The 26058-nt window shown below is 38.6% G+C and carries 25 protein-coding genes; 10 read left to right on the plus strand and 15 right to left on the minus strand.

Annotation, left to right across the window (positions count from 1 at the left end):
• Positions 1–2: 2 nt before the first annotated feature.
• The 7 genes from ACE01N_RS09385 to ACE01N_RS09415 all read right to left on the minus strand — a co-directional run bounded on the left by ACE01N_RS09385 (position 3) and on the right by ACE01N_RS09415 (position 7608).
• Positions 3–737 carry a LiaF transmembrane domain-containing protein gene (locus ACE01N_RS09385; RefSeq protein WP_380587594.1) on the minus strand — a complete coding sequence of 245 codons (735 nt, stop codon included), beginning with the start codon at positions 735–737 and terminating at the stop codon, positions 3–5.
• A 117-nt stretch (positions 738–854) separates the two neighbouring features.
• Positions 855–1430, minus strand: coding sequence for a thioredoxin family protein (locus tag ACE01N_RS09390; protein WP_380587597.1), 576 nt, complete (start codon positions 1428–1430; stop codon positions 855–857).
• Positions 1431–1584: 154 nt separating this feature from the next.
• A complete protein-coding gene (metA, locus tag ACE01N_RS09395; protein WP_380587601.1) occupies positions 1585–2499 on the minus strand; it encodes a homoserine O-acetyltransferase MetA in 915 nt (304 codons plus the stop codon).
• A gap of 150 nt (positions 2500–2649) precedes the next feature.
• Positions 2650–3945, minus strand: a complete 1296-nt coding sequence (locus tag ACE01N_RS09400; protein WP_380587604.1) for an O-acetylhomoserine aminocarboxypropyltransferase/cysteine synthase family protein — start codon at positions 3943–3945, stop codon at positions 2650–2652.
• A gap of 300 nt (positions 3946–4245) precedes the next feature.
• A complete protein-coding gene (locus tag ACE01N_RS09405) occupies positions 4246–4467 on the minus strand; it encodes a hypothetical protein (RefSeq protein WP_380587606.1) in 222 nt (73 codons plus the stop codon).
• Positions 4468–4582: 115 nt separating this feature from the next.
• Positions 4583–7291, minus strand: a complete 2709-nt coding sequence (locus tag ACE01N_RS09410) for a hypothetical protein (protein ID WP_380587608.1) — start codon at positions 7289–7291, stop codon at positions 4583–4585.
• Positions 7292–7422: 131 nt separating this feature from the next.
• Positions 7423–7608 carry a hypothetical protein gene (locus ACE01N_RS09415; RefSeq protein WP_380587611.1) on the minus strand — a complete coding sequence of 62 codons (186 nt, stop codon included), beginning with the start codon at positions 7606–7608 and terminating at the stop codon, positions 7423–7425.
• A gap of 107 nt (positions 7609–7715) precedes the next feature.
• Here ACE01N_RS09415 and gap point away from each other — a divergent pair, with 107 nt between their 5' ends.
• Complete coding sequence (gene gap, locus ACE01N_RS09420; protein WP_375729553.1) at positions 7716–8714, plus strand: type I glyceraldehyde-3-phosphate dehydrogenase; 999 nt, start codon at positions 7716–7718, stop codon at positions 8712–8714.
• Between the two features lie 189 nt (positions 8715–8903).
• Positions 8904–11168: an aconitate hydratase gene (locus tag ACE01N_RS09425; RefSeq protein ID WP_380587616.1), complete on the plus strand. Its 2265-nt coding sequence runs from the start codon at positions 8904–8906 to the stop codon at positions 11166–11168.
• Positions 11169–11237: 69 nt separating this feature from the next.
• Here ACE01N_RS09425 and ACE01N_RS09430 read toward each other — a convergent pair whose 3' ends face one another.
• The gene (locus tag ACE01N_RS09430) at positions 11238–12257 is read right to left on the minus strand and encodes a branched-chain amino acid aminotransferase (protein ID WP_375729555.1); all 1020 of its coding nucleotides are present in this window, start codon (positions 12255–12257) and stop codon (positions 11238–11240) included.
• A 201-nt stretch (positions 12258–12458) separates the two neighbouring features.
• Here ACE01N_RS09430 and sppA point away from each other — a divergent pair, with 201 nt between their 5' ends.
• From sppA to ACE01N_RS09445, 3 genes are read left to right on the plus strand one after another with little or no spacing between them, the layout of a single operon-like run.
• Positions 12459–14219 carry a signal peptide peptidase SppA gene (gene sppA / locus ACE01N_RS09435; protein ID WP_380587620.1) on the plus strand — a complete coding sequence of 587 codons (1761 nt, stop codon included), beginning with the start codon at positions 12459–12461 and terminating at the stop codon, positions 14217–14219.
• A gap of 12 nt (positions 14220–14231) precedes the next feature.
• The gene (gene lpxK / locus ACE01N_RS09440; RefSeq protein WP_380587623.1) at positions 14232–15323 is read left to right on the plus strand and encodes a tetraacyldisaccharide 4'-kinase; all 1092 of its coding nucleotides are present in this window, start codon (positions 14232–14234) and stop codon (positions 15321–15323) included.
• Entirely contained in the window at positions 15295–16104 is an 810-nt protein-coding gene (locus ACE01N_RS09445; protein ID WP_380587626.1) for a purine-nucleoside phosphorylase, read from the plus strand. The genes lpxK and ACE01N_RS09445 overlap by 29 nt, the downstream gene beginning before the upstream one ends.
• 6 nt (positions 16105–16110) lie before the next feature.
• On the opposite strand, the gene ACE01N_RS09450 is transcribed toward ACE01N_RS09445, so the two are convergent.
• Positions 16111–17520: a CCA tRNA nucleotidyltransferase gene (locus ACE01N_RS09450; RefSeq protein ID WP_380587629.1), complete on the minus strand. Its 1410-nt coding sequence runs from the start codon at positions 17518–17520 to the stop codon at positions 16111–16113.
• A 153-nt stretch (positions 17521–17673) separates the two neighbouring features.
• Here ACE01N_RS09450 and trxA (ACE01N_RS09455) point away from each other — a divergent pair, with 153 nt between their 5' ends.
• Together trxA (ACE01N_RS09455) and trxA (ACE01N_RS09460) are read left to right on the plus strand one after the other, a co-directional pair.
• Complete coding sequence (gene trxA / locus ACE01N_RS09455) at positions 17674–18030, plus strand: thioredoxin (RefSeq protein ID WP_375729560.1); 357 nt, start codon at positions 17674–17676, stop codon at positions 18028–18030.
• 26 nt (positions 18031–18056) lie between these two features.
• On the plus strand, positions 18057–18569 hold the full coding sequence (gene trxA / locus ACE01N_RS09460) for a thioredoxin (protein WP_375729561.1): 513 nt from the start codon (positions 18057–18059) through the stop codon (positions 18567–18569).
• 53 nt (positions 18570–18622) lie between these two features.
• Here the strand turns inward: trxA (ACE01N_RS09460) and hisIE are convergent, their stop codons facing one another.
• The 6 genes from hisIE to purU are packed head-to-tail and all read right to left on the minus strand — an operon-like array spanning position 18623 to position 22750.
• Positions 18623–19219: a bifunctional phosphoribosyl-AMP cyclohydrolase/phosphoribosyl-ATP diphosphatase HisIE gene (gene hisIE / locus ACE01N_RS09465; RefSeq protein WP_375729562.1), complete on the minus strand. Its 597-nt coding sequence runs from the start codon at positions 19217–19219 to the stop codon at positions 18623–18625.
• Positions 19220–19234: 15 nt separating this feature from the next.
• Positions 19235–19990, minus strand: a complete 756-nt coding sequence (gene hisF / locus ACE01N_RS09470) for an imidazole glycerol phosphate synthase subunit HisF (protein ID WP_375729563.1) — start codon at positions 19988–19990, stop codon at positions 19235–19237.
• A gap of 2 nt (positions 19991–19992) precedes the next feature.
• The gene (hisA, locus tag ACE01N_RS09475) at positions 19993–20721 is read right to left on the minus strand and encodes a 1-(5-phosphoribosyl)-5-[(5-phosphoribosylamino)methylideneamino]imidazole-4-carboxamide isomerase (RefSeq protein ID WP_380587636.1); all 729 of its coding nucleotides are present in this window, start codon (positions 20719–20721) and stop codon (positions 19993–19995) included.
• A gap of 1 nt (position 20722) precedes the next feature.
• Positions 20723–21322, minus strand: a complete 600-nt coding sequence (hisH, locus tag ACE01N_RS09480; protein ID WP_380587639.1) for an imidazole glycerol phosphate synthase subunit HisH — start codon at positions 21320–21322, stop codon at positions 20723–20725.
• A gap of 2 nt (positions 21323–21324) precedes the next feature.
• Complete coding sequence (locus tag ACE01N_RS09485) at positions 21325–21870, minus strand: TlpA family protein disulfide reductase (RefSeq protein WP_380587642.1); 546 nt, start codon at positions 21868–21870, stop codon at positions 21325–21327.
• A 1-nt stretch (position 21871) separates the two neighbouring features.
• The gene (gene purU / locus ACE01N_RS09490) at positions 21872–22750 is read right to left on the minus strand and encodes a formyltetrahydrofolate deformylase (protein WP_375729567.1); all 879 of its coding nucleotides are present in this window, start codon (positions 22748–22750) and stop codon (positions 21872–21874) included.
• Positions 22751–22976: 226 nt separating this feature from the next.
• Between purU and ACE01N_RS09495 the strand changes: the two genes are divergently transcribed.
• The 3 genes from ACE01N_RS09495 (at position 22977) to ACE01N_RS09505 (ending at position 25980) form a co-directional block, all read left to right on the plus strand.
• Positions 22977–24113, plus strand: coding sequence for an aldose epimerase family protein (locus ACE01N_RS09495; protein WP_380587646.1), 1137 nt, complete (start codon positions 22977–22979; stop codon positions 24111–24113).
• Positions 24114–24335: 222 nt separating this feature from the next.
• On the plus strand, positions 24336–25280 hold the full coding sequence (locus tag ACE01N_RS09500) for a mechanosensitive ion channel family protein (RefSeq protein WP_380587649.1): 945 nt from the start codon (positions 24336–24338) through the stop codon (positions 25278–25280).
• A 262-nt stretch (positions 25281–25542) separates the two neighbouring features.
• Complete coding sequence (locus tag ACE01N_RS09505; protein ID WP_380587652.1) at positions 25543–25980, plus strand: hypothetical protein; 438 nt, start codon at positions 25543–25545, stop codon at positions 25978–25980.
• The last annotated feature ends 78 nt before the right edge of the window (positions 25981–26058 follow it).

A 26058-nucleotide genomic window follows, 5' to 3' on the forward strand; every position in this document is an offset into this window, starting at 1 on the left:
ATTTAGATCGATTTAATTTCTCCTCCTCCGAATATTGCCACTCCCTTTATAATCAGCGTACTTTCAGTATCCCTGATCCCGTCAAACCGTTTTGGCCTCATATCCTTAAATCCGCCCAGTATACCGGTCACTTCTAATTTTACATTCCAGTTAGCAGGAATAATGAGTGTATTACCTCCAAATATGTTGGTCAGTTCAATCACCTGAATCCCAGGAGCCAACCTGGCACCGGTCAGATCAATTTTGGATCCACCGAAAATAGCTGTTGCCTCGCCACCTTTAAACGACTGACTGTCAATCTTCACATCGCTCCCGCCAAATATTGCCACATTATCAAGTATATCGGTAGAAGAAATATCTTTATAATTTCTGAAACCCGGACGGCGGACTGTTCGGTTCAGTACCATAGTCAATCCAATAAAAATAACAAGTACCGGCCAGAATATCTGGTCAAATCTAAAAGAAAAATCAAACCTTTTATCTAACAATAGATAGGTTCCGACAATCACCAAAATAGACCAACCAACACCTTGCCCCCTGTTCCCTAACAAACCAATTAAGCCAATTATGATTAGTAAGGATCCCCAAGAGAATAAATATTCATGAATAAATTCCCTATCAATAACATTGACATTACTAAGGAGCCATAATACTCCAAAAAGAATGGCAACTAACCCGAAAGCTACTTTTCGTCTGTTTGCTGCTTTTAGATGCTTTATTGTTTCATGTGTTTCCATAACTCGACTTCTTATACAATTAATTACAGATCAAATATAAAACCATATAAGGCATGGTTCCAATAATTAATCGGTAAACGGGGATTTTTTAGATGGTAAATGAAGCACACATGAAATTTAGAAAGGAGAGATACCTGATTTCCATTTTATATTACATCCTGAACTTGGATTCTGATCTTCCTTCGGAATAACCTTCCCATCGAGCACCTGATCCAAAGCATCGGCTAAATCTGTTCCTGTTGGTTGCAACCCGTTTTTATGGTTCGATTCATCAAACCTGCCATGATAGACACACCGGGCCTCCTCATTAAAAATGTAAAAGTCTGGCGTACAGGCTGCTTTATATTCTTTTGCAACCTGCTGGGTTTCATCGTACAGATACGGAAAAGGGAAATCAAATTCCTCTGCTACAGCTTTCATATTTTCAGGAGAATCATCCGGAAAGTTCTCCACGTCGTTAGAACTGATTGCAACAAAACTTACACCCTCAGAAATATATTTGTTTGCAAAACGGACAATTTCTTCACGAATATGCTTAACGTATGGACAATGATTGCAAATAAACATCACTACCGTTATCATTCCTGAACCAAGATCGGAATAAGAATAAAATTTACCCGATGTTACTTCCTTTAATTTGAATTCAGGAGCTTTCTCTCCCAATGGAAATTCCTGCGAAAATGTAAAACTCATAATATGTGTTTTTATCGTCCTTCTGTATATTCCAGTTTCTGTAAAATAAAATCACAAAAACTTAACCAAATACGCTTATTTAAATGGAATAACATATCAAACCGTGAAGCGGTTTAATATAACAGACTAATTAACACTTAAATGAGATAATTTACTATTCTGAATCAAGATCGTAAGGCGTTTCCTGATAAACATAGTAATTTAGCCAGTTGCTAAACAATAAATTGGCATGACTTTTCCATCGCACAACCGGTGGTTGAGACGGATCATCATTCGGATAATAATTCTTTGGCATTTTAATATCGAGGCCTTTCAATATATCCCTTTTATATTCCTGATCCAGGGTATTGGGAGAATATTCTGTATGACCGGTTATAAAAAACTGACGCCCGTTTTTCCCCATAACAAGGTGTACTCCGGCTTCTTCAGAAGTAGAAATAATCTCCAGTTCGGAAACTTTTTTAATGTCCTCTTCTCTTACCTCAGTATATCGTGAATGAGGTGCAAAAAAGAAATCATCAAACCCCCTGAATATTGGAAGTTTTGAATCCGAATATGTATGTCTGAACACACCCGATCTTTTTTCATTCAACATGTATTTCGGGATTCCATAAAAATGATATAAACCGGCCTGTGCACCCCAGCAAATAAACAGGGAAGATGTTACATTATTAACAGACCAGTCAAAAATTGTTTTAAGCTCATCCCAGTATTTTACTTCTTCAAAAGGCAAATGCTCCACCGGAGCACCCGTAATAATCATACCATCATATTTTTTATGCTTAATGGTATCAAAATCATGATAAAAGGCTTTCATATGCTCCACCGGGGTATTCTTGGGTTTATGCCCCTTGATCCGAAGAAAATCCACCACAATCTGCAAAGGCGTATTACTCAGCAATCTTATCAGGTCAGTTTCTGTAGTAACCTTTAAAGGCATAAGATTCAGAATAACAATACGTAACGGACGGATATCCTGCTGACTTGCCCTGGACTCATCCATTACAAAAATGTTTTCTTTTTTTAAAGCCTCAATAGCCGGCAGTTTATCTGGCAGATTTAATGGCATAATTAAAAATATTTTGCAGTCCGCAATATTGCGGACTGCAAAAATAGTGAACTTAAACCGATTAGATTAAAAATAATCACATTTTTCAAGATGTATATTCAGCGGGTGACACTGCATTTTCCATAAAATTTAGTCACCCGGTGAATGGTTTCAGATTTTTTGAAGTGCCTGTTCAATATCTGCTTTGATATCATCAATATGCTCGATACCAACTGATAACCTTAGCTGGTCCGGCAAAATTCCTGCGCTTAATTGTTCCTCATCACTAAGTTGCTGATGTGTGGTCGAAGCCGGATGAATAATTAATGTTTTGGCATCACCAACATTGGCAAGATGACTGATAAGTTCAAGACTATCAACAAACTTCGATGCTGCTTCCTTGCCAGCTTTCAATCGGAATGTTAATACACCGCCGAAACCATTTTTCAGATATTTTTTGGCCAGCTCATGATACTTACTACTTTCCAATCCCGGATAATTTACGGCTTCTACGGCATGATGATTCTCCAGCCATTTAGCAATCTCAAATGCATTCTGAACTGTTCTTTCCAAACGCAATGAAAGTGTTTCCAACCCCTGGATCAAAAGGAAGGAATTAAAAGGGCTGATAGCTGTACCAAAATCACGCAGCCCTTCCACGCGTAAACGTATAGCATATGCAATGTTCCCGAACGGACCGTCTGCGCCAAACACATCATTGAATACCAAGCCATGGTATCCTTCGGATGGCTCAGAAAATTGTGGAAATTTTCCATTCCCCCAATTGTAGTTACCGGCATCAACAACAACACCACCTATTGATGTCCCATGACCGCCAATCCATTTTGTGGCTGATTCCACCACAATGTTAGCACCATATTCAATTGGCCTAAGAAGATAACCTCCAGCACCAAACGTATTATCTACTACCAGCGGAATATCATACTTTTTCGCAAGAGCACCAACTTTCTCCCAATCCGGTACATTAAAGTTCGGATTTCCCAGGTTCTCTACATAAATTGCTTTCGTTCCATCATCAATAAGCTTCTCCAAAGATTCAGATGTATCGTCCTTTGCAAATCTTGCCTCAACGCCCAAACGTTTAAAAGACACTTTAAACTGGTTATGCGTTCCGCCATATAAAAACGGAGAAGTAACAAAATTATCTCCTGCCTGCAGAATATTGTTGAGGGCAAGAAATTGAGCAGCATGTCCTGATGATGTTGCAACAGCTGCCACTCCACCTTCCAGTGCCGCTATGCGCTTTTCGAACACATCCGTTGTTGGATTCATTATACGGGTATATATATTCCCGAATTCCTTAAGCGCAAATAAATTTGCACCATGTTCTGAACTATTGAATACATAAGAACTTGTCTGATAAATAGGAACGGCCCTGGAATTAGTCGTTTCATCCGGTTCATGCCCAGCATGTAGCTGTAATGTTTCAAAGTGATAATTAGCCATGATTATAATATAATTTGAAGTTAGATATACAAAAATGTAAGAAAATAAATACTATGGATATTGAAAGAGGGACCCTCCTTCACTGAATTAAATTAGCGCATGAGCATGCGCATTCGCATACACATACAGTCATCTGTACTGATACAGTTGAAAGCTGAAAATATATATTCTGCATGTGTTTTCATATGGGCAAAATAAATGAAGATTTGTTAGTTTGCCAAACAAAAGTTTTAAAAATTTAGAATTTTAACAATTTAGACCAAATAAATATAGCATTGCTACACATAAAAAAAACAGGAACTAGTCCTGTTTTGTATCTCTGTATTTTTTTATACCATATGCCGTTGCCAAACCTAAAAGCAAAAGTACTCCACCTCCCACTGGCGCACCTGGTCCGGGAGGCAAAGGTCCCGGAGCCCCATATATTGTAGTAGGTGGCTTTTTACCTTTATCAGGCAGATCAGCTGCCTTAACTATCCCAAATAAAGAGATGAGTATTAGCAGCGTTAGTATTTTTTTCATCCAAACTTTCATTCACACAAAGCAATAACCTTGATTGGACCCTTCTAAATCCTCGCCAAAAGTAGAATAATTTAATTTAACAAAAAAATAATTTACTATTAGCTTCATATTAGATTTATCTTAAAAACAATCGTTTTGTAAAGCGCTTATTATTACTCTCATAATTAACAATGACAAACTGAGACGGAATATCACTTACTCCAATAACATTGTTAATACCATTAATTGGCTTTTCAATCAATACTTTCCCAGCCACATCATAAATTCTCACATTACCAATTGTATACTTTTCCGAAGTATTAATATAAAGATTACCAGTATTGGCATACATCAGGACTTCATCCGCCTGCTCTTCTCCAATTGCGGTTGAACTACCTACCACATGCACAATCAGTCTGCTTTTCTCTACTAACTGATCCATGTAAATATTTATTGTATCACCATCATTCAAATTGTAAAATGTTCCATCCTGCTTATCCTCCAGAACATATTCAAAATCTCCCATTGAATCATCAATTTTAAATGCCAGTTTATAGGTATCAATTTCAGGCACAGAAACCATTAATGGCACCTCCTGGGTTGGATAATCGTAATAAGAGAAGCTGTTAATTGACATATCGGTATTTCCCTCAACTGTATAAATCTGCGGTGAAACATTTGAAAAATTCTTTAACTTATACGCGTCATACTTACCTTCAAACAATAAGCCTGCATCTTCCTTATGACGGATATATGTCTCATCATAATATTTTTCACTGTCTCTGAAAATAGTTGTTTTCAGATAGTGTTTATCCTCAAGTGTTGCACTTTTAAACTTTACATCCAGATCAATGGAAAGCAAAGTGCTTGACATGAGCAATGTGGCACCTGAATTATTTGCTTTTGCAAAGAAAGCCTGCACCTGAGGGATCTTTTCGGTTGTTCCATCAATAGGATCACCTGGAATTACAAAATAATTCTGAAACGCATTGTTGTAATAATAAGAAGCCTGATCCACATATGATATATCAGCTCCAACCCATGAAAATGGTGCCAGATATGGATTTGATATTAAATTCCATCCTTTATCAGCATCAGCTCCTGTAGTTGTATAAGATAATGTAAAGTTTTTATTTGTAGGAACCACGGTACCAACAAATACTGCTTTTTGAGGTACATCACACCAAACAATATATCCTGGACCACCTGCCAAATTCCCTGAATTTACGGATTTCCAAACATAATCACTATGTCCGTTAGTGGCCCTTTCAACTTCATCATGGTAAAACACCCAATAATCGCCAGCGCTGTAGCTGTATGCTGAACCTGTCCAGTTGGAGGTTCCCAATGTAGCCCCCGGAATTATAGTTGCAACATCAATTGACTGAACCGGCACCCCAAGGAAATTCCATTGCCCACCAAAAAGATACTGTTCCGTTTCAATGGTCCCAAAAAAAGTACCGGCATTCAGGAACTGCCCTGTACCTGTAGAATTACTCATTAAATAGAGTTTTTTTGCCCGAAACAAACTTGCATTTTTAAATGCACCAAAATTACCAACAACAATATCTACTGTAGATAAATTTGTCAGGGCTGTACTAACCGGATAGTTGCTGTTAGAACAGTTATCCACGATAATATACGAATTTGATAAAGAAGGGATCGAACCTGATGTCCAGTTTGAAGCAGTCTGCCAACTGGTGCTTGTTGCACCGGTCCATACATTAACCGAAGAAGCTGTTTCAATGGCACCTAATTCCGTTCGGCTTCTTCTTGTAATACCATTCTGATCATCAACAGGGAAATTGTTTCGTGCACGTCCGGCGGCAACACGTATTCCATAATCTGTAAGATCCATAGTCGGCACAGTACCTCCATTATTATAACCGAATGTAGATGCTACAATATCATAAGGATATGACTCATAATAGTTATCTCCATTATATGTAATTCCGCCTGAGATGACCTCAAGTAAGTTTCTGTCACCACCTATTGTTATCGCAACAGATCCGTTTACATCATAAGAGGAATTATCAACAATAAGATTATTATATTGTGTCAAACTTATACCAAAGCTATTAACATACAGACCTCCTGTGCTATTATGAGCAATAGTATTATTCTTCATCAAAACAGATGTTCCACCAGAACCGCATGTAAGATATAGGGAACCAGTTCCTGTTGCATGATTTCCAAACGTACTGTTAGTTATGTCTAAGTTTCCGCTGCCATCTTCTATATCGTAGTACAAAGCAGCTCCATTACCACTGCAGGAATTAGAATTAAAGCTTGTTTTACTTATCGTACAAAGTATTCCTGTTCCTCCCCAATCATTTCTATGGTACATACCCCCACCATTGCTTCCAGCACTGTTGGAATCAAAATACACGCGCTGTAAAGTTACAGTTCCGGAAGTTATATATAATCCACCGCCATCTGTAGTTGCAGTACAATTAGAAATCTCTACATCCCTAAGCGTTAAATAATACGGTACATATGCATATACACCTCCACCATCTGTACCCGAACCATTTGCAACGGATAAAGATTCAATGATTAAAGCTTCAAATACATCAACATAAAAAACCTGATTTGTCCCTCCCCCGTCTAAGATTGTTACTCCAGGCCCGTTCCCCATAATTGTAAGCTCCATTCCGCCAAACGGATAAAGAGCAGATGTAATATTATAAGTTCCTGATGCTAATTGTATTGTATCCTGGTACCCTGCCCCATCCATCGCAGTCTGTATATTTCCTCCCAACGGCACATTTATCACAGTAGCATAAACAGCATTTCCAAGAAGAAACCCCGCAATTAATCCCAAAATAATCCCAAAACGTTTCATATGATGATACTTTTTGTCAATCTCACAAAATTAACAAAATATTAACAATAACCATAACAAATACAAAATATTTTCATAATAACATTCAAAATTCTATATATGTTCTTAAAAATTATGAAAACAGTTAATTTTTAATATATTTGTGGCACTTGTATATTTTGAATGTAAAAGTGTAAATAAGCGATTATGAAAAAAATATTGGTTTTTGCTGCGGTTGTTTTGGTAATTGTACTTTCTTCCTGTAAAACTTCCGAAACTTGTCCAAAAGCATATAGCGAAATCTTACCGTCAGAGTTAGCCGAATAAGTTCCTTTCATATTTTAACTCTTTTTTCATATTACAGTCTAACAAATATTTGATATTATGGACTGTAAATTATAATTTTGCGCCGGAAAAAAATACGAACTATATAAATTTTTAAGCAATGATTAAAATTGGTATTAATGGATTCGGACGTATCGGTCGATTCGTTTTCCGTGTAGCTGTTGCTACAGAAGGTGTTGAGGTTGTAGGTATCAACGACTTAATTGATGTTGACTACATGGCTTACATGTTGAAGTACGATTCAACTCATGGCCGGTTTAAAGGCACTGTTGAAGTTGTAGATGGCAATCTCGTAGTTAACGGAAAAACAATTCGCGTAACTGCTGAACGTAATCCTGCAGATTTAAAATGGGATGCAGTAGGTGCAGAATACGTGGTTGAATCAACCGGTCTTTTCCTTACTGATGAAAAAGCTCGCGCACACATCACTGCCGGTGCTAAAAGAGTTGTAATGTCTGCGCCTTCAAAAGATGCTACTCCGATGTTTGTTATGGGTGTTAACAATGACACTTATGCAGGTCAGGATATCGTTTCGAACGCTTCATGTACTACTAACTGTTTAGCTCCTATCGCTAAAGTTCTGAATGACAAATTCGGTATCGTTGAAGGTCTTATGACTACGGTTCACGCTACTACTGCAACTCAGAAAACTGTTGACGGTCCTTCTATGAAAGACTGGAGAGGTGGACGTGGTGCTGGCCAGAACATTATCCCTTCTTCTACAGGTGCTGCTAAAGCTGTAGGCAAAGTAATTCCTCAGTTAAACGGCAAACTTACAGGTATGGCCTTCCGCGTTCCAACTCCGGACGTATCAGTTGTTGACTTAACCTGCCGTTTAGAAAAAGGTGCTACTTACGAAGAAATTTGTGCTGCAATGAAAGAATATTCTGAAGGTGCAATGAAAGGCATCCTTGGTTATACTGAAGATGCAGTTGTATCTAACGACTTCGTAGGTGAATCCTGTACTTCTGTATTCGATGCAGGTGCAGGCATCAGCCTGAACGACAACTTCGTTAAAGTTGTATCATGGTATGACAATGAAATGGGATATTCTACAAAAGTTGTTGAGCTGATTCAGCACATGGCAACAGTAAAATAATTCCAGATTACAATATTAATTAAAAACCTGATCAACATTTGATCAGGTTTTTTTGTATCTATTTGTTCCGGCATTAAACGCTTTTAAATTTGATTTGTTATATCAGTTAGACCTGATAAAAGGAGGTCTTTTAACTAAAGTTTTTAATTTTACCTTTGCATTACTTACTTTAAAACAAAATTTTAAATTATGGTTTTTGATATTGATATGATCAGGAAAGTTTATGCTGGTTTTCCTGAAAAAATTGAAGCTGCAAGAAAAGTTGTTGGGAAACCTCTGACACTTGCTGAAAAAATACTTTATGCACACCTGTGGGATGGCAAAACAGATACAGCTTTTGTACGTGGAAAGTCTTATGTTGATTTTGCGCCGGACAGAGTCGCAATGCAGGATGCTACAGCACAGATGGCCTTACTTCAGTTTATGCAGGCTGGAAAAAAGAAAGCAGCAGTTCCTTCAACCGTTCATGCCGACCACCTGATCCAGGCAAGATTGGGAGCTGACAAGGATCTTCAGGAAGCATTAAACAAAAACAACGAAGTATTCAATTTTCTCTCATCAGTATCAAATAAATATGGAATAGGCTTCTGGAAACCCGGAGCCGGAATCATCCATCAGGTTGTATTGGAAAATTATGCTTTCCCCGGTGGCATGATGATTGGAACTGATTCACACACTGTAAATGCAGGTGGCTTGGGAATGGTTGCCATAGGAGTTGGAGGAGCCGATGCCGTTGATGTAATGGCAGGAATGGCATGGGAACTGAAATTTCCAAAACTGATCGGCGTAAAGCTGACAGGTAAACTCAACGGATGGACTGCACCAAAAGATATAATCTTAAAAGTTGCCGGAATTTTAACTGTTAAAGGTGGAACCGGATGTATTGTTGAATACTTCGGTGAAGGTGCTCAATCCTTATCATGTACAGGTAAAGGAACCATTTGTAACATGGGTGCTGAAATTGGTGCAACCACATCAACTTTCGGATATGATGATTCCATGAGAAGATACCTGACAGCTACCGGACGGGAAGAAGTGGTTGAAATGGCAGATGAGGTAGCTGAACATTTAACCGGTGATCCTGAGGTTTATGCTAATCCGGACAAATACTTCGATGAACTTATAGAGATCAATCTTTCAGAACTTGAGCCTCACCTCAATGGACCATTCACGCCGGATCGCGCAACTCCGGTTTCAAAAATGAAAGAGGTTGTAAAAGAGAACGACTGGCCACAAAAAATTGAATGGGGTTTGATTGGATCGTGTACCAACTCATCTTACGAAGATATTTCGCGTGCTGCATCCATAGCACAACAGGCAGTAGATAAAGGACTGGCTCCAAAAGCAGAATTTGGAATCAATCCGGGATCTGAACAAGTGAGATATACTGTTGAACGTGATGGCTATATTGATATCTTTAAAAAGCTGGGCACAAAAATATTTACAAACGCCTGTGGACCATGTATAGGACAATGGGCAAGAACAGGTGCCGAAGAAGGAAAGAAAAATTCTATAATACATTCTTTCAACAGGAATTTTTCCAAAAGAGCCGACGGAAACCCGAATACACATGCATTCGTTTCGTCGCCTGAAATTGTAGCTGCTGTTGCCATTGCAGGAGATCTAACATTTAATCCTATTACGGATTATCTGATAAATGACAAAGGTGAAAAGGTAAAATTTGATCCACCACACGGATGGGAGCTTCCTCCAAAGGGATTCGACGTGGAAGATGCCGGTTATCAAGCTCCGGCTAAAGATGGTGGCGATATAGAGGTGGTTGTAAAACCGGATTCGGAAAGGCTTCAACTCCTTACACCTTTTGCGCCATGGGACGGTGAAAACCTTTTGGGAGCCAAACTGTTAATCAAGGCTCAGGGAAAGTGTACTACAGATCATATTTCAATGGCAGGACCTTGGTTGCGTTATCGTGGTCACCTTGATAATATTTCGAATAATATGCTTATTGGTGCAGTAAATGCATTTAACGGTGAAACCAATAAAGTAAAAAGTCAGCTTACCGGTGATTATAGTGAAGTGCCCGCAGTACAAAGACAATACAAAGAAAAGGGCATTCCTACTGTAGTCGTTGGTGATCATAACTACGGTGAAGGTTCGTCCCGCGAACATGCTGCAATGGAGCCGCGTCATCTTGGCGTAAAGGTTGTATTGGTAAAGTCATTTGCGCGTATTCACGAAACAAACCTGAAAAAACAGGGTATGCTTGGAATAACATTTGCAGATGAAGCGGACTATGACAAGATACAGGAAAATGATGTGTTCAACTTTATTGATTTAAAGGATTTTGCTCCGGACAAACCATTAACAGTTGAGGTAGTACACGATGATGGTTCAATAGATGTGATCAAAACAAATCACACTTACAACGCACAACAGATTTCATGGTTCAAGGCAGGATCTGCATTAAACCTGATTAAACAACAATCGAAATAATCATTGCGCAATGCATAAAAAAGGGTTTCGTATATACGAAACCCTTTTTCTTTATCTTCTAAACATACTTTAATCTATCACAGTCACCCAACCGTAATTATCAGGTTCCAGACCATTCTGAATATCTCTGAGTTTTTTATACAGTTTCTCTGAAACCGGACCTGGCTTGCCATCCTTTGAATACACAAAAGACTTATTTAAATCTGCATCGTCTATTCTTGCGATAGGACTGATTACTGCGGCCGTACCACACATACCAACTTCACTAAATGATTCCAGCTCTTCATACGGCACTCTTCTTCTAACAACTTCAAGTCCCATATCTTCAGCAATCACCATCAGACTTTTATTGGTTATTGATGGTAAAATGGACTTCGATTCCGGGGTAATATACTGGTTGCTTTTTATTCCAAAGAAATTAGCCGGTCCGCATTCATCAATGTATTTCTTTTCTTTTGAATCCAGATACAATACCGCGCTATAACCTTCGCTATGCGCCTTCACGCCAGATCGCATGCCTGCAGCATAATTCCCGCCAACCTTAAGATTCCCAGTACCCTGAGGAGCTGCACGGTCAAATTCCCGCATAATAACCACAGGCGTAGGCTTGAAGCCCTCCTTAAAATATGGCCCTACCGGCGTTACAAAAACCATGAATAGATATTCATTGGCCGGTTTTACACCAACCTGAGAACCCGTGCCAATCAATAACGGGCGTATATATAATGCTGCTCCCGAACCATAAGGAGGAACATAATCTCTGTTCAATTCGACAGCCTTAACCACAGCTTCCTGAAACAATTCTGAAGGAACTTTTTCCATCAGAATTCCATCGGCGGAGCTTTGCATCCTTTTTGCATTTTCATCCATCCGGAAAATACGAATTTTCCCATCCTCTCCCTTGAAGGCCTTCAACCCTTCAAATGCCTCCTGCCCATAGTGCAGACAGGTGGCCGCCATATGTAATTCTATTTTATCTGAATCGTGCACCTCCAGCTCTCCCCAGGCTCCGTCACGATAATAGCAGCGTACGTTATAATCGGTTTTAATATAACCGAAATTTAAATTCGACCAATCTAATTTTGCCATACTTTTGGAAAAATAATTTGAGAAAGCGAATGTACTAATTTTAAGTGATAACTTTAATGAAATTTATCATAAATTGCACAAACGACACTAAAATGTGCAATTGCAATAGTTTTAAGTCTAAATCCGTGTAAATAAACTTAAAAAGTATATTTTTGTTCTCAACAACTAATCAACCCCGATTTATAACCAAAATATGAAGTTATGAAAGACTTTTTTAAATACGTGTTAGCATCTTTTACGGCACTTTTCGTGTTCTCAATCATTGGTTTCTTGCTTACATTAATGGTAATTGGTGGCATTGCAGCCATGGGTGAAAAAGAGGTACAGGTGAAGCCAAACAGTGTGCTTAACCTGAAGATTCAGGGCCAGATAGTAGAGCGAAAGATTGACAACCCAATCGAAGATCTTATTTATTCCGAACAGGATCAAATAAGGATGATGGGACTTAATGAAATTCGTTCTTCCATTTATAAAGCCAAATTTGATCCGAATATCAAGGGTATATATCTGAATCCCGGTTTATTCTCCTGTGGAATCTCAACAGTAGATGAAATCAAGGATTATATCGAGGATTTTAAAACAACCGGCAAGTTTGTCATCGCCTATTCAGGTAATTATTCTCAGTTGGGATACTACCTGGCCGCTTCAGCAGATAAGGTTTATATGAATCCTCAGGGCATGCTTGAATTAAGAGGGTTATCTGCCAATTACACCTTTTTTAAGAAGGCAATGGATAAACTGGGAATTGAGGCTAATATTTTCAAGGTAGGGAAATACAAATCTGCTATTGAACCGTTTATAAATGACCAGATGAGCCAATACAGTAAAGAACAAAGCGAAGTGCTGGTGAATTCGCTTTGGGGAACACTGAAAGACAGACTGGCTAAAGACAGAAATATAACTGATAAGGTACTGGATGATTTTGCTCAGGAGGGAATGATGCTATCCAATCAGGAAATGACTGTTTCATCAGGTTTGATAGATGATTTAAAGTACACCGACCAGATCATTGCTGAATTAAATGACTCCTGTGGTAGAAAGGAAACGGCTGAGCCCAATTTCATTTCGTTACAGAAATACACAAAAGCAAATGTTAAAACGGACAAAGAATATTCAAGAAATAAGATCGCATTTATTTATGCTGCCGGAGGTATTGATGATGGTTCAAACGATGGTATAAAATCCGGCGAACTTGCCGCATCCATCAGAAAAGCCAGAACAGATTCAACCGTTAAAGCCATTGTTCTCAGGGTTAATTCTCCCGGTGGCTCCGCATATGGTTCGGAACAAATCTGGCGTGAACTTGAGTTAGCAAAGGAAGGAAAACCGCTTATAGTTAGCATGGGAGATGTGGCTGCATCAGGTGGCTATTACATTTCATGCAATGCCCATACAATATTGGCACGTCCTTCAACCATTACCGGATCAATCGGTATTTTTGGCATGATCCCGAATTTCAAGGGGCTGACTGACAAAATCGGGGTAACATTCGATGGGGTTAAGACCAATGAATATGCCGACCTGATGAGTGTTGTAAGGCCCATGACCCAAAGCGAAAAAAACATGCTTCAGGCCTGGGTAGAAAGAGGCTATAATACTTTTCTTACCCGTTGTGCAAATGGCAGGAACAAAACGATAGAAGAAATAAACGAAATTGGGCAGGGACGTGTCTGGAGTGGAGAAGATGCAAAAAATATTGACCTTATAGACAAGTTTGGCGGAGTGAATGATGCGATTAACCTGGCAGCCGAGATGGCCGGTCTGGAAAGTTATCGTTTGGTCGAACTTCCTGAACAAAAAGATTTTTTCCAGCAGTTGATAGAGGACCTCTCAACACAAGTCAAGACCAGTATGCTTGAAATGCGGATGGGTGAAAATTATGAGATTTATAAAACATTAATTCATTACAAAGGGCTTTCAGGTTTACAGGCCAGAATGCCATACGAACTGAACATTCAATAAGCAATCGGATTTATGCCCGACAGGAAGAAACTTGCTATATTTCTCTGGCCGTTTTCTCTTTTGTACCAAATAATTGTTACATCACGTAACCTGTTATTTGATTGGGGAATTATAAAATCAGAGAAATTTGATATTCCTGTCATATCCATTGGAAATATTACAGTTGGAGGAACCGGAAAAACACCACATACCGAATACCTTATCCAGCTATTACAAAATAGATTCTGCCTGGCTGTTATAAGCCGGGGATATAAGCGTCAAAGCAAGGGTTTTGTATTGGGATCACGCAAATCCACTGTAAAGGATATTGGTGATGAACCCCTACAAATAAAACGTAAATTCCCAAAAATAACTGTGGCGGTAGATGCCAAACGCAAAGAAGGGATTCAGACTCTTTTAAACCTGGGAGAAGAAACAAAAAAACCGTACGATGTTATTTTACTGGACGATGCCTATCAGCACAGATATGTTGTTCCGGGTCTCTCTATATTAATTATTGACTATAACAACCCGATTGACGAAGACAGAATTTTACCTGCGGGAAATCTACGCGAACCGGAAAAAGAGAAACACAGAGCGAACATTATCGTCGTTTCAAAATGTCCTGAAAATTTAAAACCAATTGATCTCAGGATTCTTAAAAAACGTTTTAAAACATCTTCCCATCAGAGCCTGTATTTTACAGGCCTAAGATACAGTGAGCCACAATCCGTTTTTAATCATACCAGGTTATTTGAAAGTATAAATGAAAATTCTACGGCATTAATAGTTACGGGAATTGCAAATCCTGCTATTTTTAAAAAACATATTGACGGCGTTGTCAAAGAGTCGGAGCTACTTGAGTTTCCGGATCATCACCAGTTTACCCAAAAGGACTTTGACACTATTTTAAAACGTTTCAGAGAAATTGAAAATTCTGACAAGGTTATCGTAACAACTGAAAAAGATGCCATAAGACTGATTGAAATTGAACAAATTATACCGAAAGAAATTAAATCAATATTATATTATATTCCCGTCAGAGTTGAGTTACTTTATAACGGGAAAAAGGAATTTGATAAAACTATTTTAGATTATGTTAGCCAAAATAAAAGAAACCGCTGATTTCCTGAAAAAAGAAGCGTTTGTATCTGACGTTGCCATCATTCTGGGAACAGGATTGGGTGGTCTCGTGAATGAAATTAAAATTGAAAAAACCATTCCTTACGATAAAATTCCGAATTTTCCGGTATCAACAGTTGAGGGACATGAGGGAAGACTTATTAAAGGGAAAATCAATGATAAAACCGTGTTGGCCATGCAGGGCCGCTTTCATTATTATGAAGGATATGACATGAAAGAAGTGACTTTCCCGGTGCGTGTTTTTAAATTTATCGGAGTAAAAACCCTGATGGTTTCCAATGCATCCGGTGGTTTAAATCCCGATTTCAAAGTCGGTGATATTATGGTTTTAAACGATCATATCAACCATTTCCCCGAACATCCGCTGAGAGGAAGAAACTATAATGAACTCGGACCCAGATTCCCGGATATGAGCCAGGTATATGATCCTGAACTCATTAATACAGCTTTTGATATTGCGAGTAAAAATAATATCCAATTAAAAAAGGGTGTATATGTGGGAACCTCCGGTCCAACTTTTGAGACACCATCGGAATATATGTATTTCAGAAAAATGGGAGCTGATGCTGTGGGCATGTCAACTGTTCCGGAAATTATAGTAGCGCACCATATGAGCCTGCGCTGTTTCGCCATTTCTATCATAACAGACAGTGGTGTTCCAGGAGAAATTGTAGAGGTTTCGCACGAAGAGGTACAACAGGTTGCCGCATCGGCAGAACCAAAAATGACTCAGATAATTAAAGGTTTGGTAGATTCACTTTAACAATCCTTAGCGGATGGGTTCCAGGCCCATCCCCTCGGCGATCTTCAGCATATATTTTCTGGCTTCATCGTGTTCGTTAGGGATAATGCCGTCCAGGATGGCGTCCTTTATGGCTGATTTTATATCGCCAACTTCCTTACATGGTTTCAGATCAAACGTATCCATTATCTCCTCGCCGGTAACAGGAGGTTGAAAGTTTCGAATTTTATCCTTTGATTCAATTTCTATCAATTTTTCGCGTACCAGTTTAAAATTATTCAGGTACTGCTTCACTTTAGCCTCATTCTTTGAAGTAATATCAGCTTCACACAGATTCATTAAATGATCGATATCATCACCCGCCTCGAACAACAAGCGTCTTACAGCCGAATCCGATACAGTATCCTCTGCCAACACAATTGGCCTCATGTGCAGGTTAACCATCTTTTGCACGAACTTCATTTTTTCGTTCAAGGGCAGTTTCATGCGCCGGAAAATATTCGGGATCATTTTTGACCCCACAAAATTATGGTTGTGAAAAGTCCAGCCAAGATTATCATCGAAACGTTTGGTTCTGGGTTTTCCTATATCGTGTAAAATTGCAGACCATCTTAGCCACAGATCGTCGGTAACCTTAGACAAGTTATCCAGAACCTGTAAGGTATGATAAAAATTATCTTTGTGAGCCACGCCTGATTTTGCATCCACACCTTTCATAGCTGCCAGTTCCGGAAAAATAAGCTGCAAAAGTCCCGTTCTTTCCAACAATACAAATCCTACAGATGGTTTTGATGAAAGCACGATCTTATTTAACTCATCTACGATCCTTTCTTTGGAGACAATACCAATCCGTTCTTTATTCTTTTGAATAGCGTCAAAAGTTTCCGGATCTATTGAAAAATCCAGCTGGCTTGCAAACCTTACAGCCCGCATCATGCGTAACGGATCATCAGAAAATGTGATATCCGGATCCAACGGGGTGACAATTCGTTTATTTTTGATGTCTGTCAGACCGTTAAACGGATCGATCAGCTCCCCAAAATTTTGCTTGTTCAGTGAAAGTGCCAGTGCATTGATAGTAAAATCACGCCTGTTCTGGTCATCTTCCAGAGTTCCACTTTCTACAACAGGCTTCCGGCTATTCCTGCTGTACGACTCTTTTCTGGCTCCAACAAACTCAATCTCCAGATTATTAAGTTTTATTTGTGCAGTCCCGAAATTCTTAAATACATGCACACTGACATTTTGTCCTAATCTTTTTGCACATTGCTCTGCAATCCTGATCCCGTCCCCCAGTACAACAACATCAATGTCCTTCGAAGGCCTTTCAAGGATTATGTCACGCACATAACCACCTATCACAAAGCATCTCACATTTTCCTCTTCCGAAATGTCCGAAATTACTTTAAAAACCCTATGTTTGAGATATCTTATCATTTGTTAATCCATGAACAACGAAACAGATGATATTGTTTCAGCTTAAAAGGTGACAAAATTAAAAGATATTTTTTAATATAGATGTCAGCAAATTTTTTCTGGCACATATTTTGATATATAGATTTTTATATATTAATTTAAAAAAAATTTACGATGATTGAGCATTTAACAGACGAGACATTTAAATCAAAGGTTTTCAACTGGGTAGAAAATAAAGATTGGAAATTTGAAGGAGAAAAACCTGCAGTAATTGACTTTTATGCAGATTGGTGTGGGCCATGTAAGATGGTAGCTCCTATTCTGGAAGAACTGGCCGATGAATATGCAGGCAAAATTGATATCTATAAAGTTGACACTGAAGCTCAAAGGGAAGTTTCTTCTATATTTGGTATTCAGAGTATTCCTTCAATTTTGTTTGTACCGGTAGACGGACAACCACAGATGGCTATGGGCGCACTGCCAAAAGATACTTTCAAAAGAGCTTTTGAAGACGTATTCAATGTAAAATAATCCTTTAAAGGAACAAAACAACAAATATGAAAAAGAGTATTAAAAGCCTGGCAATAGCATTAGTTTCAGGTTTCGTTTTGATAAACTTCTCTTATTGCTCGAACAAAGCAAAAGGTGAAACCAAGGAGAAGAGTGAGGTGATAGATGCACTGCCTAACGAAGAGGCAAATGCAGGTGTAATCCATTTAACATCTGAAACATTCAGGGATCAGGTTTTTGATTACGTTAATAGTAAAGAATGGAACTATAAGGGTGACAAGCCTGCTATACTTGACTTTTACGCGGACTGGTGTCAGCCATGTAAAATGTTAGCACCGCACCTGGAAGCTATTCAGAAAGAATATAAAGGCGAGGTTCAGATTTATAAGATCAATACAGATGAAAACCGGGAAGTAGCCGGTGCTTTTGGAATTCAGAGTCTGCCTACCATTGTTTTTGTTCCCAAAGAAGGACAACCACAGGCTGTTATGGGTTATAGACCACAGTCAGATCTGGAATCAATTATTACAGAAGTACTTAAAGTTGAAAAACCAGAATAAGAATAAAGTAAAAAATTAAAAATCCGGTTTAAACAACCGGATTTTTTTATGCGTTATTTTTTATGGCGTTTTCTGAGTTCTTTAGCAACGTCTTCAATCCTGTAACCCTTATATGTCAGCATGACAATCAGGTGGTACATTAAATCTGCTGCCTCCATTATCATTCCTTCATCGGTACCGTTAACGGCATCAATAATTACCTCAGCCGCTTCCTCTCCAATTTTCTGGGTTATTTTATTAATCCCACGATTGAAAAGTTTAGTTGTATAAGATCCCTCCGGCATCTTTTCTTTGCGCTTCTCAATAAAATCCTGAAGCTGCTTGATAAACATAATGTCCTCACTGTTCTTTTCATTCCAGCAGGTATCAGCACCTGTATGGCACACAGGACCTTTTGGTTTTACCTTGATCAGTAAAGTATCATCATCACAATCGGATAAAATACTGACAACTTTAAGAAAATTACCGCTTTCCTCACCTTTTGTCCATAATCTTTGCTTTGAACGGCTGTAAAAAGTAACCAGTTTTTCATCAACTGTTTTATTATACGCCTCTTCATTCATATAACCAAGCATTAACACCTTGTTGGTTTTTGAGTCCTGAATGACCGCAGGAATGAGGCCGTCACCTTTTGCAAAATCAAGTTTCATGTTATTGTTATTAAATTATAATCTTACTGGTATTCCTTTATTATGCAAATATTGTTTTAAATCTTTAATTGCAATCTCTTTATAGTGAAAAATACTGGCTGCCAGTCCGGCATCAGCTTTTCCCTTTGTAAAAGTATCAACAAAATGGTCCATTGTACCTGCACCTCCGGATGCGATAACCGGAATTGATAAATTCTCTGAAAGAGTTCTGAGCGCATCGTTTGCAAAACCATTTTTCGTCCCGTCATGGTTCATACTGGTAAATAATATTTCACCTGCTCCGCGCGATTCTGCTTCCTTTGCCCAGGAAAACAACTCCTTATCGGTTGGAATTCTACCTCCATTAACAGTTACAGTCCAGTGATTGTTTGCTTCCCTTGCATCGATAGCACACACCACAAACTGATTCCCAAAGTTTTTTGCCAGATCACTAATCAACTGAGGATTTCGCACAGCAGATGAATTTACAGAAATTTTATCAGCACCCGCATTAAGTAATGCTTCAGCATCTTTCAATTCGCTGATTCCACCACCAACGGTAAACGGAATATTAATATGATGTGCAATTCTTCCAACCAGATCCACAAAGGTTTTCCGCCCTTCGTGCGTTGCCGTAATATCCAAAAAAACCAATTCATCAGCACCTTGTTGCGCATACAAAGCGCCAAGCTCCACAGGATCACCCACGGCCTTTATACCCACAAAGTTTATTCCCTTTACAGTCTGACCATCTTTAATATCCAGGCATGGTATAATGCGTTTTGCTAACATATTTATGCATTTAATATATAGCGACTAATTTCCGCAAGAGAAATTTTACCTTCGTAAATCGCTTTTCCGGTTATTACAGCCGGCACATTATTTTCTTCAAGTTCAGTTATATCTTTAAACGAACTTACGCCACCGCTTGCAATCAAATACAATCCGGGAATTTCATGAAGTAACGATTTATACAACCCGGTTGAAGGCCCTGTTAGCATACCATCCCTGCTAATATCAGTTGATATAACCTTACTGATTCCCTTTTCAACATATCGCTTAATAAACGATCCGATTTCCATATCGGTATCTTCTGTCCAGCCGGTTACAGCTATTTTGTTGTCTTTGGCATCAGCCCCCAAAATAATTTTTTCACCGCCATATGCATCAATCCATTTCTGAAAAGTTTCAGGATCTTTAACAGCAATGCTCCCACCGGTTATCATTGCCGCGCCTGAATTAAATGCAATTTTCAAATCGTCGTTTGTTTTCAGTCCGCCTCCAAAATCAATGACCAGATTAGTTTTTGAAGCAATCCGCTCCAGTACTTTCCAGTTTACAATATGTTTTGCTTTGGCGCCGTCCAGATCAACCAGATGCAAACGACTTATTCCGTTCGCCTCAAACTCCAGTGCAACCTCCAGGGGATCTTCCCTGTAGGTGGTCATTTGGGAATAATCTCCCTGGCTCAACCTCACACATTTGCCATCAATAATATCTATTGCCGGGATTATTTCAATCATTTTACAACGCTAAAAATGCTTTTAAAATCTTTTCACCTACCGATCCGCTTTTCTCAGGATGAAACTGTGTAGCGTAAAAATTATCTTTCTGTAAGGCAGAACTGAACGAAACAATATAGTCTGTAGATGCAGCCGTTTCGTTTGACAACTCAGCATAAAAGGAATGTACAAAATACACGTACTCTCCGTTAATTTCTTTCGGTATAAAACTATTTTCAGGAACCGAAAGGCTGTTCCAACCCATATGAGGAACCTTTGTCATATTCTCCATTCCCGATTCAGGCCGAAACAATTTTACTTTATTTTCAAAGATTCCGAGGCAGTCTACATCATTCTCCTCAGAATGGCTGCACATAAGTTGCATACCAAGGCAAATCCCTAAAACAGGTTGTTTCAGTTCCTTTATAAGCTGATCCAATCCGTCTTTTTTCAGGTAAGCCATGGTTGTACTGGCCTCACCAACTCCGGGGAAGATAACCTTATCTGCAGCTTTTATTTTGTCAGGATCGGCAGTAATTTCAGCCTCAACACCCAAGCGGCTAAGTGCATGATACACCGATCGTATATTCCCTGCATTATATTTAATAATGACAACATTCATTTTCACTGCTCAAGGATTTCTGCAATTTTTTCTTTCATGGCATCAAACTCTTCCCTGTTGAAGAGCCTGGTCAGGTAAACAATTTTGCCGGTTTTATCGATAATCACATTTCGTGTTACTCCGGCTTCTTTCAACGCGAACCTGGCAAAAATACCTGCTCCCGGATCCAATGCCAACGGATATGTAATACCAACTGTTTTCGCAAACTCCTGAACCTTTTCAATAGGCTCATCCCGATCCACGCCGGCAAGGAAAAAATCGTCCCTGGATTTATATTTTTGCCAAATTTCACTTTCGATAAAAGGCATTTCTTTTCGGCATACACTGCACCAACTCGCTGTAAACTGGAGCATCACGACCTTTCCCCGAAGTGATGCAAGAGAAACGGTATCACCACTTACTAAATGAAGTACTAAATCAGGGGCCTTCTGTCCAACTTCCACAATATAGCCTCTGTCATCCTTCGACACTACTTCTCCGTTTGAAACTTTTATGCCTAGTCCAACGAATAATACAATTAAAAACGCGTATGATAAAAATGTTCTCATTCTAACTAAATACTACTGTTCTGTTTTTATACACCAGCACTTTCCGTTCCAGATGCTTTTGTACGGCCCTTGACAACACAATTTTTTCAAGGTCTCTGCCCTTACGCACCAGACTTAAAACTGAATCTTTATGCGTAATCCTAACCACATCCTGTTCAATGATCGGACCGGCATCCAAATCCGAAGTAACATAATGGCTGGTGGCACCAATAATTTTCACCCCCCGCTGGTGTGCCGCATGATATGGCTTGGCTCCCATAAAAGCCGGCAAAAATGAATGGTGAATATTTATAACCCGCTCAGGATAATTCCCGATAAAATCTGCCGAAAGAATCTGCATATACCTGGCAAGAACAATAAAGTCGATCTCATTTTTCTTCAGTAAAGCCAGTTCAGCTGCCTCCACTTCATCCTTGGTTTCTTTTGTCACAGGGAAATGGTGGTAGGGTAGTTTAAACTGTTCTGCCACATGTGCAAGATCATCATGATTGCTTATAATCAACGGAATCTCCACATCCCATTCGCCGGCAGCATGACGCGCCAGTAAATCGTAAAGGCAATGCGGCATTTTAGACACCATAATTGCCATTCGTGGTTTTCTGTCGGAAAAATATATCCGCCACCAGGTAAGATTGTATTTGATTCCAAACAATGTTTCAAAATAATCCTTCACCTTTTCCTTTGGGATCACAAAACCTTTTAAATCCCACTCGATACGTGTATAAAATATACCCTCCTCCCTGTCAACATGCTGATCAAGGTAAAGAATGTTTCCATTATTTTCGTTGATAAATTCAGTAATAGCAGCCAGAATTCCCTGCTTATCCGGACAATGCATCAACAATACAGCTGTCTCCCGTCCGTTTTTATCACCAACCATCTTCTTTAACTTTATTATTGGTTTGCAAAAATAACCAAAAGCATTTAATAAGTAGTAATAATTACGCTAACAGTTGTGAAACAAACATATTAATCACTTATCAATTATTTTTCACACCGTAAATAAAGATATATTCACCCTTATTTTACCATAAATTTAATGTTTGATTACATTAAAAAACATAGTATCTTAGCTACTCAAATTAAATACAACAAATTCCAGTATTATGAAAACACTTTTTAAAACAGTATTCATTTTAACAGCTATAGCATTAATACATTCCTGCGCGCCCAAAGCCCCGGCTAACAAAGCAGGAATTGATCCTCAGGCTTTCAATAAAGTGGTGGATGGGAAACAGGTTTCCCTTGTAACACTGACCAATAAAAACGGCCTGGAAATGACAGTTACCAACTTCGGTGCTAAGGTAGTAAGCCTTATGGTTCCTGATAAAAACGGTGAATTTACAGATATCGTTTTAGGATTCAATAATATTGATGACTATATGACTTACGAACCTTATTTCGGCGCAGCCATAGGCCGTTACGGAAACAGGATTGCTAATGCTGAGTTCACCTTGAACGGAGAGGTATATCACCTGTCAAAAAATGATGGCAACAATAGCCTTCATGGAGGTAAAAAAGGATTCAATGCTGTTGTGTGGGACATGGAAAAAGTTGATGACCATAGCGTTAAATTCACCTATGTCTCAAAAGATGGTGAAGAAGGATACCCCGGCGATTTAACCGTTCATATGACTTACCAGCTGACTGACAATAACGAATTTAAAATCAACTACGAAGCAACAACAGACAAACCAACAGTTTTAAACCTGACACATCACAGTTTCTTTAATTTGCATGGCGAAGGTGATGGAACAATTAATGACCTGGTTTTATACATTAATGCGGATAATTTCACTCCGACTGATTCAGTTTTGATACCAACAGGCGAAATTATTCCGGTCGCCGGAACTCCAATGGACTTTACTACACCAACGGAAATTGGTAAACGCATAGAAGATGACTATACTCCATTGATACTAGGGCACGGATATGATCACAACTTTGTTCTGAATCAGCCCGAACCCAAAGCAATGGTATTAGCCGCCAGTGTTTATGATCCGGTCAGTGGCCGTTACATGGAAGTACACACAGACGAACCGGGAATTCAGTTCTATGGTGGTAATTTCCTGGATGGAACTGTAATTGGCAAAAGTGGAAATGCCTATAACCACAGAACCGCATTGTGTCTGGAAACACAGCATTTTCCAGACTCACCAAACAAACCAAACTTCCCGACAACTGTATTAAACCCGGGTGAAACCTATACACATACCTGTATTTATAAATTCGATGTAAAATAAATCTCACATTAACATATAAAAAGAGCCCTCAACTGAGGGCTTTTTTTATGCTTAAAACTGCGTAAAGCTTCTACAAAATTCATATTATTTCCACAATCACATCATAATTTCTCATAACGTCCAATGCTGGCACGCTGTATTTATGCCTATTAAGCCACAATACAATTAATTGGCATAGTATTTAAACATATCCATACCATATACAAACTAAAACTGAATAGCATGGATAAATTATTCACATCTGATTTCTGGGAAAAAGTAATAAGTACATTATCAAACTGGGTCATAACAGAACTCCCTTCCATTGTAATTTTGATTGTCTTGCTTATCATTTCACTCAAAGTAATGGCATTTTTCATAACAAAACTGAGAGATATTCTGGCAAAACGTGCGCTAAACCAAACACCTGATGAACCCAATACAGAAGCAGAAAAACGTTTGAATACATTAATGGGAATTCTTAGAAAAGGTGCTTCCGTGATTATCTGGGCTGTTTTTATAATGATATTTCTGAAAAAAATAAATATAGACATAGGTCCTATTTTAGCCGGTGCAGGTATCCTTGGTCTCGCGGTAGGCTTCGGAGCTCAGGAATTGGTACGGGATTTCCTGTCCGGATTTTTTATCTTGCTTGAAAATCAGATCAGAACCGGAGATGTAGCCATCCTAAACGGCACGGGTGGCCTGGTTGAAAAGATTGAGCTCAGAACTATAACTTTACGTGATATGTCCGGTGTAGTTCATGTATTTCAAAACGGTAAAATTAACTCCTTATCAAACATGACAAAAGAATGGTCGGCTATGGTTTTTGATATTGGCGTTGCTTATAAGGAAGATTTGAATCAGGTTATGAAAATCATGAAGGAAGTTGCTGAGGACCTGAAAAATGATAAGGAATTTGAAGATAAAATACTTGAACCGATGGAAATATTCGGACTCGACAGTTTTGGAGACAGTGCGCTTGTTGTGAAAGGGAGAATTAAAACCAAACCGATCCAACAATGGACAGTTGGACGTGAATATCGTAAACGTCTGAAAGAAGCGTTCGATACACATAATATAGAAATCCCATTCCCTCACCAGACTATTTACTGGGGTGAAGAAATTGACCCGCTAAGATTAACAATGGAGAAAGCAGAGGAACAGGCAAAATCAGCCAGAAACTGATACACGAATACTTATATTATTTTGAAAAGGAGCCACAGAGCTCCTTTTTTACTCTGATTATTAATTCACAACCAGGCTTAACATTTATTTATAGCACTTAAATACAAACGAGAGGTTAATCTAAATTACACAATCTTAATACTTTTCACACCTTAATTTTAATATTAATTAATATTATTGTTTATTTTTTGTTAATTTTAATTTATTTTTTCTTATATTTACAATAAAATTAAAACAAATTATTATCGAAAAAACTTTTACCATGAAATCCAATATCCTATTTACGTTTGTTCTGATCACACTTCTGTTCTCTCTAAGCAGTCTGGGAAGCAACAGAAATAAAGCAGAAGCTAATGAAACTGCTCCGTTCGAAGAACTGAAAGCAAATGCATTAACGCCAAAGGCGACATATATTCAGGGAGAGCTTGAGGTGATTACAATGGAAAGTGTTGAGACGCATTCTGTTCGTGTTTCCGCCTTTCCGAATCCCATCAAACAGAATATTACCTTACTTACATTTGGGAAAAATAGTGAAGATCTCAGATTCCTCCTTAAAGGACAGGATAAGACATTGCTTGAGAAACAGATTAAAAACCCAAAAGAAAGTATAGAAATAAAAGATTACGAATGTGAAACATGCTATCTTTCAGTCTATAAATCAAACGAGCAAATCAAAAAATACAAGATTATAAAACATTAAAATATACCTTGTTGAACGATTGGATTCAACAGGTTTTGGGTGATTACAGTTACATTAAAAAAGCTGCCTTCCCGGGCA

The sequence above is a fragment of the Quyinboa ferrireducens genome (assembly GCF_042436675.1).
Classification (GTDB): Bacteria; Bacteroidota; Bacteroidia; order Bacteroidales; family UBA5342; genus JBHJHP01.

Coding starts and splice junctions, on each gene's coding strand:
- ACE01N_RS09385 (WP_380587594.1), bottom strand. CDS start 737: ATGGAAACACATGAAACAATAAAGCATCTAAAAGCAGCAAACAGACGA.
- ACE01N_RS09390 (WP_380587597.1), bottom strand. CDS start 1,430: ATGAGTTTTACATTTTCGCAGGAATTTCCATTGGGAGAGAAAGCTCCT.
- metA (WP_380587601.1), bottom strand. CDS start 2,499: ATGCCATTAAATCTGCCAGATAAACTGCCGGCTATTGAGGCTTTAAAA.
- ACE01N_RS09400 (WP_380587604.1), bottom strand. CDS start 3,945: ATGGCTAATTATCACTTTGAAACATTACAGCTACATGCTGGGCATGAA.
- ACE01N_RS09405 (WP_380587606.1), bottom strand. CDS start 4,467: ATGAAAAAAATACTAACGCTGCTAATACTCATCTCTTTATTTGGGATA.
- ACE01N_RS09410 (WP_380587608.1), bottom strand. CDS start 7,291: ATGAAACGTTTTGGGATTATTTTGGGATTAATTGCGGGGTTTCTTCTT.
- ACE01N_RS09415 (WP_380587611.1), bottom strand. CDS start 7,608: ATGAAAGGAACTTATTCGGCTAACTCTGACGGTAAGATTTCGCTATAT.
- gap (WP_375729553.1), top strand. CDS start 7,716: ATGATTAAAATTGGTATTAATGGATTCGGACGTATCGGTCGATTCGTT.
- ACE01N_RS09425 (WP_380587616.1), top strand. CDS start 8,904: ATGGTTTTTGATATTGATATGATCAGGAAAGTTTATGCTGGTTTTCCT.
- ACE01N_RS09430 (WP_375729555.1), bottom strand. CDS start 12,257: ATGGCAAAATTAGATTGGTCGAATTTAAATTTCGGTTATATTAAAACC.
- sppA (WP_380587620.1), top strand. CDS start 12,459: ATGAAAGACTTTTTTAAATACGTGTTAGCATCTTTTACGGCACTTTTC.
- lpxK (WP_380587623.1), top strand. CDS start 14,232: ATGCCCGACAGGAAGAAACTTGCTATATTTCTCTGGCCGTTTTCTCTT.
- ACE01N_RS09445 (WP_380587626.1), top strand. CDS start 15,295: ATGTTAGCCAAAATAAAAGAAACCGCTGATTTCCTGAAAAAAGAAGCG.
- ACE01N_RS09450 (WP_380587629.1), bottom strand. CDS start 17,520: ATGATAAGATATCTCAAACATAGGGTTTTTAAAGTAATTTCGGACATT.
- trxA (WP_375729560.1), top strand. CDS start 17,674: ATGATTGAGCATTTAACAGACGAGACATTTAAATCAAAGGTTTTCAAC.
- trxA (WP_375729561.1), top strand. CDS start 18,057: ATGAAAAAGAGTATTAAAAGCCTGGCAATAGCATTAGTTTCAGGTTTC.
- hisIE (WP_375729562.1), bottom strand. CDS start 19,219: ATGAAACTTGATTTTGCAAAAGGTGACGGCCTCATTCCTGCGGTCATT.
- hisF (WP_375729563.1), bottom strand. CDS start 19,990: ATGTTAGCAAAACGCATTATACCATGCCTGGATATTAAAGATGGTCAG.
- hisA (WP_380587636.1), bottom strand. CDS start 20,721: ATGATTGAAATAATCCCGGCAATAGATATTATTGATGGCAAATGTGTG.
- hisH (WP_380587639.1), bottom strand. CDS start 21,322: ATGAATGTTGTCATTATTAAATATAATGCAGGGAATATACGATCGGTG.
- ACE01N_RS09485 (WP_380587642.1), bottom strand. CDS start 21,870: ATGAGAACATTTTTATCATACGCGTTTTTAATTGTATTATTCGTTGGA.
- purU (WP_375729567.1), bottom strand. CDS start 22,750: ATGGTTGGTGATAAAAACGGACGGGAGACAGCTGTATTGTTGATGCAT.
- ACE01N_RS09495 (WP_380587646.1), top strand. CDS start 22,977: ATGAAAACACTTTTTAAAACAGTATTCATTTTAACAGCTATAGCATTA.
- ACE01N_RS09500 (WP_380587649.1), top strand. CDS start 24,336: ATGGATAAATTATTCACATCTGATTTCTGGGAAAAAGTAATAAGTACA.
- ACE01N_RS09505 (WP_380587652.1), top strand. CDS start 25,543: ATGAAATCCAATATCCTATTTACGTTTGTTCTGATCACACTTCTGTTC.